Origin of the sequence: Paraburkholderia sp. DD10, assembly GCF_049177125.1 — a bacterium.
In the GTDB taxonomy this organism is placed as follows: domain Bacteria; phylum Pseudomonadota; class Gammaproteobacteria; order Burkholderiales; family Burkholderiaceae; genus Paraburkholderia; species Paraburkholderia terricola.
Window position 1 is genome coordinate 755,959 of the sequence record NZ_CP185393.1, and the last position, 12,954, is coordinate 768,912.

The following is a 12,954-nucleotide window of genomic DNA, read 5'->3' on the forward strand; positions in this document are numbered from 1 at the left end:
CCCAATGCCAGCACACTATTTCCGCGCTCTGACGGGAAAGGACCGCAGCGCCGAGGCCAACAGGCAGCTCGGCTTCTCGCTCGCGTTCGTGGCTGGCGCGACCAATGCCGGTGGTTTTCTCGCGGTGAAGCAGTACACGTCGCATATGAGCGGCGTGATATCCGCGATCGCCGACCAGGCCGCGCTGGGCGACCTGTCGCTGGCGCTGGCGGGTGTCGGATCGCTGCTCTCGTTCCTGCTGGGCGCCGCCTCGTCGTCCGTGCTCGTCAATTGGGGGCGGCGCAGGCGGCTGAACAGCCAGTACGCGTCGCCCTTGCTGATCGAAGCCGTTCTGCTGTTGTGCTTCGGGCTGCTCGGCAGCCATCTGGCCGTATGGGAAACCCTGTTCGTGCCCGCGGCCGTCGTGCTGCTGTGCTTCATCATGGGGCTGCAGAACGCGATGATCACCAAGCTCTCCGGCGCGGAAATCCGCACCACTCACATGACGGGCATCGTGACGGATATCGGTATCGAGCTCGGCAAGCTGTTCTACTGGAATTCGTCGAAGGCAGGGCCGGCGGAGCCGGTCGTGCTCGCCAATCGCGCCAGGCTGAAGGTGCATCTGACGATGCTTGCGATGTTCTTTGCCGGCGGCGTGACCGGGGCGATGGGCTTCAAGCACATTGGATACGCCTCCACCGTGCCGCTCGCGGGCATGCTGATCGTGCTCGCCATCGTTCCTTTCATCGACGACCTGCGCGAGCGCGTTTATCGCCTCGACCGATAGGCGGGGCGCCGGGGGAAGCGGCGCTTTTCGTGCGCAAACGCCCTCGGAACCGCCAGCCGGCACCGGCGGACAAGCCACTGTTCTATGATAATGTCGTTATCATTGACTTATCCTGGTATGGTAACAATAATGCGACTCTCGGGCGAGAGCCTTGTCGGTCCCGTTTCGGGTTCAGGTGAGACGAGGAAAATGCCTGCGTACGGCATGGGGGTGAACGTGATTAATGCAGGTGTTCCGCTGCTGTCGCACGACTACACGCATCTCTATCTGCGGGACGTCATGGGGCAGCGCGGGCTGATCGTCGTCGGCGTGGGCAAGGCCGGCGAACGTGGATTCCAGATGCTGTACCGCTTCTCCAATATCTGCGACCGTCTCGAGCAATGCGGGATCAATGTGATCTTCGTTTATCAGAAGGAGTCGGCCCGTCACGTGCAGGACACGACCTCGCTGTTCGGCGCCCGCTACCGGCAAAGACCGTGTCTGTTTCTGGACGACGACGGCAAGTTTTTTGTCGGCCCGCCGCGTCCAAAATCGCTTCGCGCGATCTATCTGGATCGCGAAATGAAGCGGCTCGGCGCGGCCGAGTTCGCGCTGCGGGACGAAACGTGGGACGCGCTACTGCAGGCGTTCTTCGCGCAGGCGGCGGCAGGGTCGATGCATTGAGCCAGGGCGCGCGGGGAGCGCGCCCTGGCGGCACGACACGACGCGGGTTGGAATCACATACGAGGGGGGCGGAGTGGTCGAAGCATCGGTTCAGGTGGATGGGCGCTGGGGTTTGAACGCGCACCAGTCGGCGCGGCTTGCCGTCAATGCCGCACGATTCGCCTGCGATATCGTCTGCATGGCGAACGGCCGGTCCGTCAATGCCAAGGACGTCATGTCGGTCATGTCGCTGCGGGTCAAACGGGGCGCGCATGTGCGCATTCTGGCGACGGGGCCCGATGAGATCGTCGCGCTCGAGACGCTGTCGGCCATCGTGCAGTCGCAGCAATCCTGCTGAGCGGCCAATGCGAAAGAGCGCACGCATCCCCGCCGAATGCCGCCGCGGCGAATTCCGGCCACAGCCATGAACAGAAAGAGAAAGGCCAGCAAGCCGCTGGTCATACAGAACGATCGGATCGTTTCACTGTACTTCGATGCGCGCGGCGTGCAGAGCACGATGTTTCGGCATGACCCCTATGCGCTCGCGCTCGGCTACACGCGCACCATGATGGGTTTTCTCCTGTTGCGGCCGGCCCCGCGCCGCATTTCGATGATCGGTCTGGGTGGCGGATCGCTGGCGAAATATTGCTACCGTCATTTGCCGGAGACGGCCATCACTGCCGTCGAAATCAATCCGGAGGTGATCGCGCTGCGCGACCAGTTTCATCTGCCGCCCGATGACGAACGGTTTCGCGTGGTATGTGCGGATGGCGCGCGGTTCGTCACCGGAACGGATCACCGGCCGGACGTTCTGCTGGTCGACGCTTTCAACGCCGACGGGTTGCCCGCCGAACTGGGCAGTACGACGTTCTACGAGGCCTGCCGTCGCCGTTTGAGCGATGACGGCATGATGGTGGCGAATCTCGTGACGGACGAGCCGGACTTCCAGCGCTATCTGCGCGCTCTGAGGGAAGTCTTCGCGAACGCGGTGGCTCTCGCGCCGTCGGAGGGCAGCCAACATAACGTCACCGTGTTTGCATGGAAAGGAGCCGGGCAGGTTCCATCTCTTGCCGCGATGCTCGAACGGGCACGCGTACTCGAGCCGCGACATGCGGTCAATCTGCATGCCACGGCCACGCGCATCGAATACGGCAAAAGATTTGACTGGAATCGATACGGGCAGCCGCGTTGAGCGTGTTCGTCCGCGAGGCTTCAACGATCGGCCCCGCTTCAATGCCCGCCTTATCGAACGGGCGCATTCTCAAGGAAAGCAGATGACAGCAGAAAGCGATAATCAAAGCAGTACCCTGACTCATGCCGCCAGTTGGGCGCTCGAGCGGCTTGCGCGGCAGCGATATGGCCGCGACGCGCCGGCGCTGAACTGGTCGGTTGCACAGGAATTGCGTAACGCGGGATATGTGTCGGTGCCGGCGAACGGGCGGGGCGCTGTGTCGATTACCGAGGCCGGCCAGAACTACCTGCGCGCCAGGGCCGTGCGCTAGCAGCGCGCAGTTTGTTTTTCTCGAAGTGCTTCACGGCCGCATGATGACGGCGTATGAGCGAGTGGCCTGAGAAGCCGGCGGCGCGTGTGGCGTTGATGAGGCTTCGATGGTGGTGACTCGCATCGCGCCGTGTATTATAATCAAATTAACATATCTGAACTGGACGCCGCTCTCATCATGGAAACGAAAAGCGCTCGACTCACGATTCTGATCGACCCGGTGAAGAAGGAAGCGTTCGAGAAATTGTGTGCCGCGCAGGACCTCACGCCCTCGCAAGTGGTGCGGCAATTGATTCGCGAATACCTCGAACAGCATGGCGTGACCTACAAGACGAAGAGTGTCATCGGCGCTCGCCCACGGCGAAAGAGCGAATGAACCGGAAGGTCTCATTGCGTAATATGCGCCCTGTTCTTCATCGAAATTCCCCCGCTTGTAACCAGACGTAACCCAGCAGGCGGCACCGCGATCTCGTGCATCAGTTATTACAAACTTGAAATACGCGGACTGCCGCCTTGCGCTATATTTCGCCCAACAACACATTCGTCAAAAGGGTGATCGATGAAGTCCGTTCGTCTTGTTCCGCTTCTGATCGGGGTTTTCGCATTGGGCGCATCGGGTGCGGCAATGGCTGGTAGGGTCAACATCGGCGTCAATATCGGCATTCCCGCTCCGGTTTATGTCGCGCCGGCGCCCGTCTACGCACCGCCGCCGCCGCCGCCGCCCGTCGTGTATCAGCCGGCGCCAGTGTATTACGGCGCTCCGGCGGTCGTGATCGGCTGGCATGGCGACCGCTACTGGGACGGCCGCCGCTACTGGGCACGGAACGACTGGTATCGCCATCATCCTCCGGGCCGTTACGATTATGGCCGCAACCACTACGACAATCGGCGCGGCTGGCATTAAGCGTTCAGACCGCGGTCGATGTCGCCGCGGAATCAGAAAACCGCCCGGAGCGAATCTCGCGCCGGGCGGTTTTTTTTGCGCGAGCAATACCTTCGGCCATGCGCCCATGCGGCACAAGCAACAGAGTTATTCGGCCACGGCGGCCATTCCGCCCACCACTGCGCTAAAGCCGCTGTCCACGTGAACGATCTCCGCCGTCACGCCCGCCGCGAGATCCGACAGCAGGAAGGCCGCGGTATTGCCGACCTGTTCGATCGTCACGTTGCGCTTGAGCGGCGCGTTCTGCTCGACGAATTCGAGAATCTTGCCGAAGCCCTTGATGCCGCTCGCGGCCAGCGTCTTGATCGGCCCCGCTGAAATGCCGTTCACGCGCACGCCCTTCGCGCCGAGCGACACCGCCAGATAACGCACACTCGCTTCAAGCGACGCCTTGGCGAGACCCATCGTGTTGTAGTTCGGAATCGCGCGTTCGGCGCCGAGGTAGCTCAGTGTGAGCAGCGACGCGTCGGGCGTGAACATGGATTGCGCGGCCTTGGCGAGCGCCGGAAAGCTGTATGCGGAGATGTCGTGCGCGATGCGGAAGTTCTCGCGCGTCATGCCGTCGAGAAAGTCGCCCGCGATCGCTTCGCGCGGTGCAAAGCCGATCGAATGGACGAGGCCGTCGAGGCCGTCCCAGCGCTCTTTCAGCGAGGCGAAGAGGGCGTCGATCTGCGCGTCGTCGGCGACGTCGCAGGGGAACACCAGGTCGCTGCCGAATTCGGTGGCGAACTCGGTGATGCGGTCCTTGAAGCGCTCGCCGACATAGGTGAACGCCAGTTCGGCGCCTTCGCGCTTGCAGGCTTGCGCGATGCCGTATGCAATCGAACGGTTCGACAGCAGGCCGGTCAGCAGGATACGTTTGCCAGCGAGGAAGCCCATGAATTCTCCTGATAAGGTCTGCGCTTCGCGCACGCGAACGTGATGCGTTCGGAACGTACGGATAGCGCGGGTTTATTAGGTAGAATTCTCTCACATTGCTCTTGCCCATTGACCAACAAGGCCCCTATGACAACTGGCTCGCGACGGGTTCAAACGCCTCACGCGCTTCGGCGCAGCGTGATTCACAGACTCTCGCGTGTCGGTCTACCGGTTGTGCCTCGTTTGCGGAATTCATGGCGCGCGGCATGCGCCGTAGCGCTATCCGGCGCGTTGGCGGTAGCTGGGCTGCTGGTGGCGCCGCGGGCGCAGGCCGTTCATGCGATCGCGCAATATGGCGAGCCGAAATATCCGGCGAACTTCAAGCACTTCGACTACGTCAATCCCGATGCGCCCAAGGGCGGCACGCTGGTGCTCGCCAATCCGAGCCGGCTCACGAGCTTCGATAAGTTCAATCCGTTCACATTGCGCGGCAACACCGCGCCTGGCGTGAACGCGATGTTCGAAAGCCTGACCACCGGCAGCAGCGACGAAGTGGCGTCCGCGTACGGGCTGCTTGCGGACGACATCAACGTTGCGCCGGACGGCCTGTCCGCTACCTTTCACATCAACCCGAAAGCGCGCTTTTCGAACGGCGATCCGGTGACCGCCGAGGACGTCAAATTCTCGCTCGACACGCTGAAAAGCCCGCAAGCCGCGCCGCAATTCGCGTCGATCTTCGGCGAGATCACGCGAGCGGTGGTGGTCGATCCGCATACGATCCGCTTCGAGTTCCATCAGCGCAATCGCGAGTTGCCGTTGCTCGCCGGCGGCGTGCCGGTGTTCTCGCGCAAGTGGGGCATGAAGCCCGACGGCAGCCGTACTCCATTCGATCAACTGGCGTTCGAAAAGCCGATCGGCAGCGGCCCTTATCTGATAGAACGGTACGACAACGGGCGCACGATCACGTACCGGCGCGACCCGAACTACTGGGGCGCGGCGCTGCCGGTGCGGGTCGGCACGAACAACTTCGATCGCATCGTCTACAAGCTGTATTCGGATAGCACCGTGCGGCTCGAGGCGTTCAAGGCGGGCGAGTACGACGCGATGGTCGAGTACATCGCGCGCAATTGGGTGCGGCGCGACGTCGGCAAGAAATTCGACAGCGGTGAACTGATCAAGCGCGAATTTCCGCAACATAACGGCACGGGCATGCAAGGCTTCATGCTGAACACGCGGCGCCCTTTGTTTCAGGATGTGCGCGTGCGCAAGGCGCTCGACCTCGCGCTCGACTTTCAGTGGCTGAACCGTCAACTGTTCTACAACCAGTACACGCGCATCGACAGTTTCTTTGCCAACACGGATTTGCAGGCCAAGGGGCCGCCTTCGCCGGGCGAGCTGGCGCTGCTCGAACCGTGGCGCGCGAAGCTCGATCCGGCCGTGTTCGGCCCGCCGCCGAAGCAGCCGGACACCGATCCGCCAGGCTCGCTACGCGCCAATCTGCTGCAGGCGCGGGCGCTGCTGCAACAGGCGGGGTGGACCTATCGCGACGGCGCATTGCGCAACGAGAAGGGCGAGCCGTTCCACTTCGAGATTCTCGACGACTCCGGTTCGTCCGCGCAAATGGAGCCGATCATCGCTACTTTCATCCGCAATCTGCGGAAGCTGGGCATCACCGCCACGTTTCGCGTATCGGATTTCGCCGTCTATCAGAAGCGTCTGGACGCATTCGATTTCGACACCACCACCATCCGCATGCCGGATGTGCAGGTGCCGGGTTCCGAGCAGATCGACCGTTTCGGCAGCAAGGCCGCGGATACCCACGGTTCGGACAACATGATCGGGCTGAAGTCGCCGGCGGTCGATGCGATTCTCAACGCGCTCGTGCATGCGCAGACGCGCGAGCAACTGGTCGACGCGACGCACGCACTCGACCGCGTGCTGATGCATGGCTACTATGTGGTGCCGCACTGGTATAGCGCGACGCATCGTGTCGCGTTCAAGCGCGGCCTCGCGTGGCCGAAAACCTTGCCTCTGTACTATGGCGCGGAGGGCTGGATCACGTCGACGTGGTGGTTCGCGCAGCCTCAGCCGCCATCACCGTCGCCATCGTCGTCGCAACCGTAACCGCAGCCGCGCGGAAGCGCCCATCCACTTACCGCCTCGCACCGGAAACGTCGACTATGTGGAGCTACATCCTCAAACGCCTGCTGCTGATGATCCCGACCTTGCTCGGCGTGCTGACGCTGACCTTCGCCGTGATCCAGTTCGTTCCGGGCGGCCCGGTCGAGCAGATGCAGCACGAGTTGCGCAAGGGCGCGGAGGGCGGCTCGCCGTTCGGTCTGCGCGCGCATAACGGCGTCGACGCGCAGCAGGTCGCGCAATTGAAGGCGCTGTATGGCTTCGACAAGCCGCCGCTCGAACGCTACGTGCTGATGCTCAAGCGCTTCGCGACGTTCGACCTCGGGCAGAGCTATTTCCGCCATCAAAGCGTCTGGTCGCTGATCGTCTCGAAGCTGCCGGTGTCGATCAGCATCGGCTTATGGACGTTCTTTCTGACATATCTGATATCGGTGCCGCTGGGCATTGCGAAGGCGGTGCGCAACGGCTCGCGCTTCGACATCTCGACCAGTCTCGTCGTGTTGATCGGCTACGCGATTCCGGGTTTCGTGCTGGGCGTGCTGCTGCTCGTGCTGTTCGGCGGCGGCACGTTCCTGCAACTGTTTCCGCTGCGTAACCTCACCTCGGACAACTGGGCGCAACTGAGCCTCGGCGGCAAGATCGTCGACTACCTGTGGCATATCACGTTGCCGATCACCGCCTCGGTGGTGGGCAGTTTCGCGGTCGTCACCATGCTCACCAAAAACGCGTTCCTCGACGAGATCCGCAAGCAGTATGTGCTGACGGCGCGCGCCAAGGGCTTGTCGGAAAAGCGCGTGCTGTGGAAGCACGTGTTTCGCAATGCGTTGCTGCCGCTGATCGTCGGTTTTCCGGCGGCGTTCATCGGCGCGTTCTTCACCGGCAGTCTGCTGATCGAGACGCTGTTTTCCCTCGACGGCCTGGGCCTGCTGTCCTATGAATCGGTGGTGCGGCGCGACTATCCGGTGGTGCTCGGCACGCTGTATCTATTCACGCTGATCGGTCTCGCGACCAAACTGATCTCCGACCTGTGCTATGTGTGGGTCGATCCCCGCATCCAATTCGAACAACTGGAGCGCTGATGAATCGAGCCCGCCTTTCCGCCGATGCGGCGGCGCGCACCGAACCGGCTCGCGCGTTCGTGTCGCCTTCGCCCGCGCGCCGCGTGTGGCAGCGTTTTCGCCAGCAGCGGCTTGGCTACTGGAGCCTGATCGTGTTCGTCGCCGCGTTCGCGGCGAGCCTCGCCGGTCCGCTGTGGTCGAACGACAAGCCGCTGGTGGTGCGCTACGACGGCCATCTGTATTTCCCGATGTTCAAGACCTATGCCGAGACCACCTTCGGCGGCGATTTCCCCACGCCCGCCGATTATCTCGATCCGTATATCAAGCAGCGCTTCGACGCGCCCGGCAACTTCGCGTTGTATCCGCCGAACCGCTACTACTACGACACGCTGAACTACTTTTCGAAGGCGCCGAACCCCGCGCCGCCCTCGCGTGAAAACTGGCTCGGCACCGACGACCGCGGCCGCGATCTGTTCGCGCGCTTGCTGTACGGCTTTCGCGTGTCGGTGGAATTCGCGCTGGTGCTCACGCTGATCGGCACGGTCATCGGTATTGCGGCGGGCGCGGTGCAGGGTTTCTTTGGCGGGCGTGTCGATATCGTCGGGCAGAGGCTGATCGAAATCTGGAGCGCACTGCCGGAGCTTTATCTGTTGATTATTTTTTCGTCGATCTTCGAGCCCGGATTCATTTTGCTGATCGTGCTGCTGTCGCTGTTCGGCTGGATCGGTTTGTCCGATTACGTGCGCGCGGAGTTTCTGCGTAACCGCAACCAGGACTATGTGCGTGCCGCGCGAGCAATGGGGCTGTCGAACTGGCAGATCATGTGGCGGCACGTATTGCCCAACAGCCTGACGCCGGTCATCACGTTCCTGCCGTTTCGCATGAGCGGCGCCATTCTGGCGTTGACGAGCCTCGACTTTCTCGGCCTCGGCGTGCCGTCGCCGACCCCGAGCCTCGGTGAACTGCTCGCGCAAGGCAAGGCGAATCTCGACGCGTGGTGGATTTCGTTGTCCACCTTCGGCGTGCTGGTCGCGATGCTGTTGCTGCTGACCTTCATGGGCGACGCGCTGCGCAATGCGCTCGACACCCGCATCTCCGATGCGATGCGCGCCGGAGGCAACCAGTGAGCGCCACGGTCGATAACAGCGCAAAAGAGGCCGTCACGCGGCCGCTGCTCGAACTCGAACATCTGCACGTGACGTTCGGCGACACGGTCGCGGTGAACGACGTGACGCTCGCGATCCAGCGCGGCGAGCGCGTGGCGCTGGTCGGCGAATCGGGCTCGGGCAAGAGCGTGACCGCGCTGTCGATCCTGCGCCTGCTGAACGACGCGCAAGTGAGCGGGTCGATCCGTTTCGACGGCGAGGACCTGCTCGCCAAAAGCGAGCGCGAGATGCGCGGCATGCGCGGCTCGGACATCGCGATGATCTTCCAGGAGCCGATGACGGCGCTCAACCCGCTTTACACGGTCGGCGATCAGATTGCGGAGACCATCGTCGTGCACGACGGCGTGGCGGCGGGCGAGGCGCGCAAACGCGCGGTCGCGCTGCTGGGGCGCACCGGCATCGCGGAGCCGGGCAAGCGCGTGAACAGCTATCCGCATCAACTCTCGGGCGGCCAGCGGCAGCGCGCGATGATCGCGATGGCGCTCGCCTGCCGGCCGCGCCTGCTGCTGGCCGACGAACCGACCACCGCGCTCGACGTGACGATCCGCGCGCAGATTGTCGACCTGCTGCTCGAATTGCAACGCGATGAAGCCGAAAAACGCGGCATGGCCGTGCTGCTGATCACGCACGATCTGAACCTCGTGCGCCACTTCGCGCACCGCATCGCGGTGATGGAGCGGGGCGTGCTGGTGGAAAGCGGGCCGGTCGAGCGCGTGTTCGAGTCGCCGCAGCATCCGTACACGCAGCGTCTGCTGGCCAGTCGGCCGCAGCGCACGTTGGTGCCGGTGCTGCCGATTTCGCCGGTGCTGCTCGAAGCGCGCGAGGTGTCGGTCGATTTCAAAACGAAGCTGCCGGGTGTGAGCGGCTGGTTCCGTTCGGGGCGTTTTCGCGCGGTGGCGGATGCGACTGTGTCCGTGCGCCAGGGCGAGACCTTGGGGATCGTCGGCGAATCGGGTTCCGGCAAATCGACGCTCGCGATGGCCTTGCTCGGTTTGCAACGCACCGCGCACGGCGAGATCGAATTTCAGGGCAGGGCGCTCGGCAGCTATCGCGGCGCCGAGCAGACCGCCTTGCGCTCGAACATGCAAGTCGTCTTCCAGGACCCGTTCAGTTCGCTTTCGCCGCGCCACACCATCGAGCGGATCGTCGGCGAGGGGCTCGCGCTGCACCGCCCGCAAATGACGCCGCAGGCGCGCCGCGACAAGGTGGTTTCGGTGCTGCGCGAAGTCGGCCTCGACCGGACGGTGCTGTGGCGCTATCCGCATGAATTCTCCGGCGGCCAGCGTCAACGGATCGCGATTGCCCGCGCTCTGGTGCTGGAGCCGCGCATCCTGGTCCTCGACGAACCCACCAGCGCGCTCGACGTTTCCATCCAGCAGCAAGTGCTGAAACTACTCGCCGGATTGCAACAGAAGTACAACCTCGGCTTCGTCTTCATCAGCCACGATCTGGCCGTGATTGGAGCGATGGCGCACCGCGTCGCGGTGATGCAAAACGGTTCGATCGTCGAAAGCGGCGCCGTTGAGCAGATTTTTGCGACGCCCGCGCATCCTTACACTCGAAAGCTGCTGAAAGCGGCGCTTGACCATTGATTTTGCACTCTTTCACCAATTGGGTGCGTGTCTCGATTGTATTTTTCTATTTGTTTTGACACGTGAATACTTACTGGCTAGTATCGACCAAACTTTTTCCGTAGACCCTTGTTTTTTAGGCAATAAATACCGACCAATGCAGCACAGAAACCTGACCCAGGCTTGCACGCGCGTCGTCGCCGGGATGTTCATTGGCGTCTTGATGGCAGCAGCTCCCGGCGCTTTCGCCGACGAAGTAAGCAGTTTCAATCAGAATGCCTCATATTCGACCCTCAACGGGTCGAATTCGTTATCTTCCCCGAATTCGCGTGCGGCCGCTCCCGGGAGCGACAGCGGCGCCAAGTCGTTCCTTTCCGGCATGGCCGGCAAGGCGGGCGACGTGGTCGTCGGCGCGCTGAACATGATCGGCGTGCGCTACCGCTGGGGTGGCAATACTCCCGATTCGGGACTCGATTGCAGCGGTTTCGTCCGCTACGTGTTCCAGGACACGCTTGGCATGGCGCTGCCGCGCCGCGCCGAGGAAATGAGCCGGGTCGGCGAGAAGGTGCGCGTGAGCGACCTGAAGCCGGGCGATCTCGTGTTCTTCAACACGATGCGCCGCACGTTCTCACACGTGGGCATCTACATCGGCGACAACAAGTTCGTGCATTCGCCTTCCACGGGCAGCACGATCCGCGTCGACGACATGGATAGCGGCTACTGGGAAAAGCGCTTCACCGGTGCACGCCGGATCGAGACGTCCTATCAGGACGGTCAGGATCTGCGCACGCGCGTGAACGCGGCGATCGGCGGCAATAACTGATTTTGATCTGTTGCGCCGGCGGTTCTGGCGCGACAACAAAAAGCCTGCTTCGTTTGAAGCAGGCTTTTTGTTGTCTGGAAGGCGGGGGGTTGTGACCGTATCGTGTCGGCGCGGGCCTTGCGGGCCGCGCAGTCCAGCCGTAGCCGCCGCGCGCCGCCGGTGTTGCCTGACCCAGGCACCGCCTGCCTACACCGCCGCGCGGCTCACCGCCAGCTTGCGCTGCAATTCCGGCATCATCTTCGCCACGGCTTCCTCGCCGGCCAGAATCGCGGCGTTGCGTTGCGAGAAATCGCTGCCGCTCATGGCGGCCAGATTCGGCCGGATCACGACGTCGGCGTACTTGTCCAGTTCATAGGCCTTGATCGTCTGTCCCATGATCGTGAAGGTCTGCATCAGCACGTCGAAGGAGCTCGCGGTCAGGCCGCTTTCCGGACGCTGCGAGATGTCCACGGCGATCACGAAGTCCGCGCCCATCTTGCGCGCGAACGAGGCGGGCACCGGGCTCACCAGGCCGCCGTCGACGTATTCGTGGCCGCCGATCTTCACCGGCTCGAAAATCGACGGCACGCTGCACGACGCGCGCACGGCGATGCCGGTATTGCCCCGCTGGAACAGGATCGGCTGGCCGGTTCTCAGATCGGTGGCGACCACGCCGAGCGGCTTCACCATCTTTTCAATCGGACGGTTGTTGAGCGTCGTGTTCAGGTAGTTCTGCAGCGCGATGCCTTGCAGGAAACCTCGCGTGCGAAACGGCATGGCCCAGTCGCTGATCGACGCTTCGTCCATGGTCAGCGCCAGCTTGTTCAGCGCGAAGCCGTTCATGCCCGACGCGTACAGCGCGCCGACCACCGAGCCCGCGCTCGTGCCGGCCACCAGATCGATCTGGATGTTGCGCGCCTCGAGCGCCTTGATCACGCCGATGTGCGCGAAGCCGCGCGCGGCGCCACCGCCTAGCGCGAGCCCGACGCGAATCGGCCGCTGCGGTTTGTCGAGCGGCGGCGTGGTCGCCGCGGGCATGCCGGCGACCGGCGTGCGGTCGGTCTTGCTGCCGGTTGTGCCGCACGCGGCCAGCACCGTGGCGGCCGCCGCCAATGTGAAATGGCGACGGGCGAGGCGAGGGGATGACGGTTTCAACGAGTTCTCCAGCAACGGCACGGGCGGCGGGATCAGCGTGAACCCGTGCCGCGATCAGGCGGGTAGTCACATACGAGGATCGCCGGCGGCGATGCCATGCGCGGCGGTTCTATCCCCGGCCGCGGCGCGCGCACATCATAAATCAAAGCGCCCGATGCGCGGCGACCCGGTAATGAAACGTTGCAGAGGAAGCGCTCGGGTGCCGTGAATTGCGTCGCGCATGCCGCTTGCGCGCTGGTTCCACCGCCTCGTTGGCCATTCGGACGAGGGCGGGCAACTCGCTAGCCGCAGGTATAATTCGCCTCTCGCATTTATTTCCTTCGTGTCCGTGCGCGGCGTTTTTCTGCCGCATG

At 63.1% G+C, this 12,954-nt stretch carries 14 protein-coding genes; 12 read left to right on the forward strand and 2 right to left on the reverse strand.

Annotated features, from left to right (window positions below; translation table 11 throughout):
• Positions 1-4: 4 nt before the first annotated feature.
• The 7 genes from ACOCG7_RS18770 to ACOCG7_RS18800 all read left to right on the forward strand — a co-directional run bounded on the left by ACOCG7_RS18770 (position 5) and on the right by ACOCG7_RS18800 (position 3,813).
• The gene (locus tag ACOCG7_RS18770; protein ID WP_083083399.1) at positions 5-766 is read left to right on the forward strand and encodes a YoaK family protein; all 762 of its coding nucleotides are present in this window, start codon (positions 5-7) and stop codon (positions 764-766) included.
• Positions 767-982: 216 nt separating this feature from the next.
• Positions 983-1,429, forward strand: coding sequence for a hypothetical protein (locus ACOCG7_RS18775; protein WP_073427711.1), 447 nt, complete (start codon positions 983-985; stop codon positions 1,427-1,429).
• A 73-nt stretch (positions 1,430-1,502) separates the two neighbouring features.
• Positions 1,503-1,766, forward strand: coding sequence for an HPr family phosphocarrier protein (locus ACOCG7_RS18780; RefSeq protein WP_073427637.1), 264 nt, complete (start codon positions 1,503-1,505; stop codon positions 1,764-1,766).
• Between the two features lie 66 nt (positions 1,767-1,832).
• Positions 1,833-2,600, forward strand: a complete 768-nt coding sequence (locus ACOCG7_RS18785) for a fused MFS/spermidine synthase (protein ID WP_090518702.1) — start codon at positions 1,833-1,835, stop codon at positions 2,598-2,600.
• 82 nt (positions 2,601-2,682) lie between these two features.
• Entirely contained in the window at positions 2,683-2,910 is a 228-nt protein-coding gene (locus ACOCG7_RS18790; protein WP_073427639.1) for a hypothetical protein, read from the forward strand.
• Between the two features lie 177 nt (positions 2,911-3,087).
• Complete coding sequence (locus tag ACOCG7_RS18795) at positions 3,088-3,285, forward strand: ribbon-helix-helix protein, CopG family (protein WP_073427640.1); 198 nt, start codon at positions 3,088-3,090, stop codon at positions 3,283-3,285.
• 183 nt (positions 3,286-3,468) lie between these two features.
• On the forward strand, positions 3,469-3,813 hold the full coding sequence (locus ACOCG7_RS18800) for a hypothetical protein (RefSeq protein ID WP_073427641.1): 345 nt from the start codon (positions 3,469-3,471) through the stop codon (positions 3,811-3,813).
• Between the two features lie 126 nt (positions 3,814-3,939).
• Here the strand turns inward: ACOCG7_RS18800 and fabI are convergent, their stop codons facing one another.
• The gene (gene fabI, locus ACOCG7_RS18805) at positions 3,940-4,731 is read right to left on the reverse strand and encodes an enoyl-ACP reductase FabI (RefSeq protein ID WP_073427642.1); all 792 of its coding nucleotides are present in this window, start codon (positions 4,729-4,731) and stop codon (positions 3,940-3,942) included.
• Between the two features lie 126 nt (positions 4,732-4,857).
• On the opposite strand from fabI, the gene ACOCG7_RS18810 reads away from it, so the two are divergent.
• From ACOCG7_RS18810 to ACOCG7_RS18830, 5 genes are all read left to right on the forward strand, one after another.
• A complete protein-coding gene (locus tag ACOCG7_RS18810) occupies positions 4,858-6,834 on the forward strand; it encodes an extracellular solute-binding protein (RefSeq protein ID WP_244744310.1) in 1,977 nt (658 codons plus the stop codon).
• 56 nt (positions 6,835-6,890) lie between these two features.
• A complete protein-coding gene (locus ACOCG7_RS18815; RefSeq protein WP_073427643.1) occupies positions 6,891-7,928 on the forward strand; it encodes a microcin C ABC transporter permease YejB in 1,038 nt (345 codons plus the stop codon).
• Positions 7,928-9,034 carry an ABC transporter permease gene (locus ACOCG7_RS18820; protein ID WP_244744308.1) on the forward strand — a complete coding sequence of 369 codons (1,107 nt, stop codon included), beginning with the start codon at positions 7,928-7,930 and terminating at the stop codon, positions 9,032-9,034. Before ACOCG7_RS18815 ends, ACOCG7_RS18820 begins: the two co-directional genes overlap by 1 nt.
• Complete coding sequence (locus tag ACOCG7_RS18825; protein WP_244744306.1) at positions 9,031-10,665, forward strand: ABC transporter ATP-binding protein; 1,635 nt, start codon at positions 9,031-9,033, stop codon at positions 10,663-10,665. Before ACOCG7_RS18820 ends, ACOCG7_RS18825 begins: the two co-directional genes overlap by 4 nt.
• Positions 10,666-10,801: 136 nt before the next feature.
• Positions 10,802-11,467 (forward strand): C40 family peptidase, encoded by a 666-nt coding sequence (locus tag ACOCG7_RS18830; RefSeq protein ID WP_073427646.1) that lies wholly within the window; start codon positions 10,802-10,804, stop codon positions 11,465-11,467.
• A gap of 186 nt (positions 11,468-11,653) precedes the next feature.
• Here the strand turns inward: ACOCG7_RS18830 and ACOCG7_RS18835 are convergent, their stop codons facing one another.
• Positions 11,654-12,601, reverse strand: coding sequence for a patatin-like phospholipase family protein (locus ACOCG7_RS18835; protein ID WP_244744305.1), 948 nt, complete (start codon positions 12,599-12,601; stop codon positions 11,654-11,656).
• Positions 12,602-12,954 lie beyond the last annotated feature (353 nt).

Coding starts and splice junctions, on each gene's coding strand:
- ACOCG7_RS18790 (WP_073427639.1), top strand. CDS start 2,683: ATGACAGCAGAAAGCGATAATCAAAGCAGTACCCTGACTCATGCCGCC.
- fabI (WP_073427642.1), bottom strand. CDS start 4,731: ATGGGCTTCCTCGCTGGCAAACGTATCCTGCTGACCGGCCTGCTGTCG.
- ACOCG7_RS18800 (WP_073427641.1), top strand. CDS start 3,469: ATGAAGTCCGTTCGTCTTGTTCCGCTTCTGATCGGGGTTTTCGCATTG.
- ACOCG7_RS18770 (WP_083083399.1), top strand. CDS start 5: ATGCCAGCACACTATTTCCGCGCTCTGACGGGAAAGGACCGCAGCGCC.
- ACOCG7_RS18810 (WP_244744310.1), top strand. CDS start 4,858: ATGACAACTGGCTCGCGACGGGTTCAAACGCCTCACGCGCTTCGGCGC.
- ACOCG7_RS18820 (WP_244744308.1), top strand. CDS start 7,928: ATGAATCGAGCCCGCCTTTCCGCCGATGCGGCGGCGCGCACCGAACCG.
- ACOCG7_RS18815 (WP_073427643.1), top strand. CDS start 6,891: ATGTGGAGCTACATCCTCAAACGCCTGCTGCTGATGATCCCGACCTTG.
- ACOCG7_RS18795 (WP_073427640.1), top strand. CDS start 3,088: ATGGAAACGAAAAGCGCTCGACTCACGATTCTGATCGACCCGGTGAAG.
- ACOCG7_RS18830 (WP_073427646.1), top strand. CDS start 10,802: ATGCAGCACAGAAACCTGACCCAGGCTTGCACGCGCGTCGTCGCCGGG.
- ACOCG7_RS18785 (WP_090518702.1), top strand. CDS start 1,833: ATGAACAGAAAGAGAAAGGCCAGCAAGCCGCTGGTCATACAGAACGAT.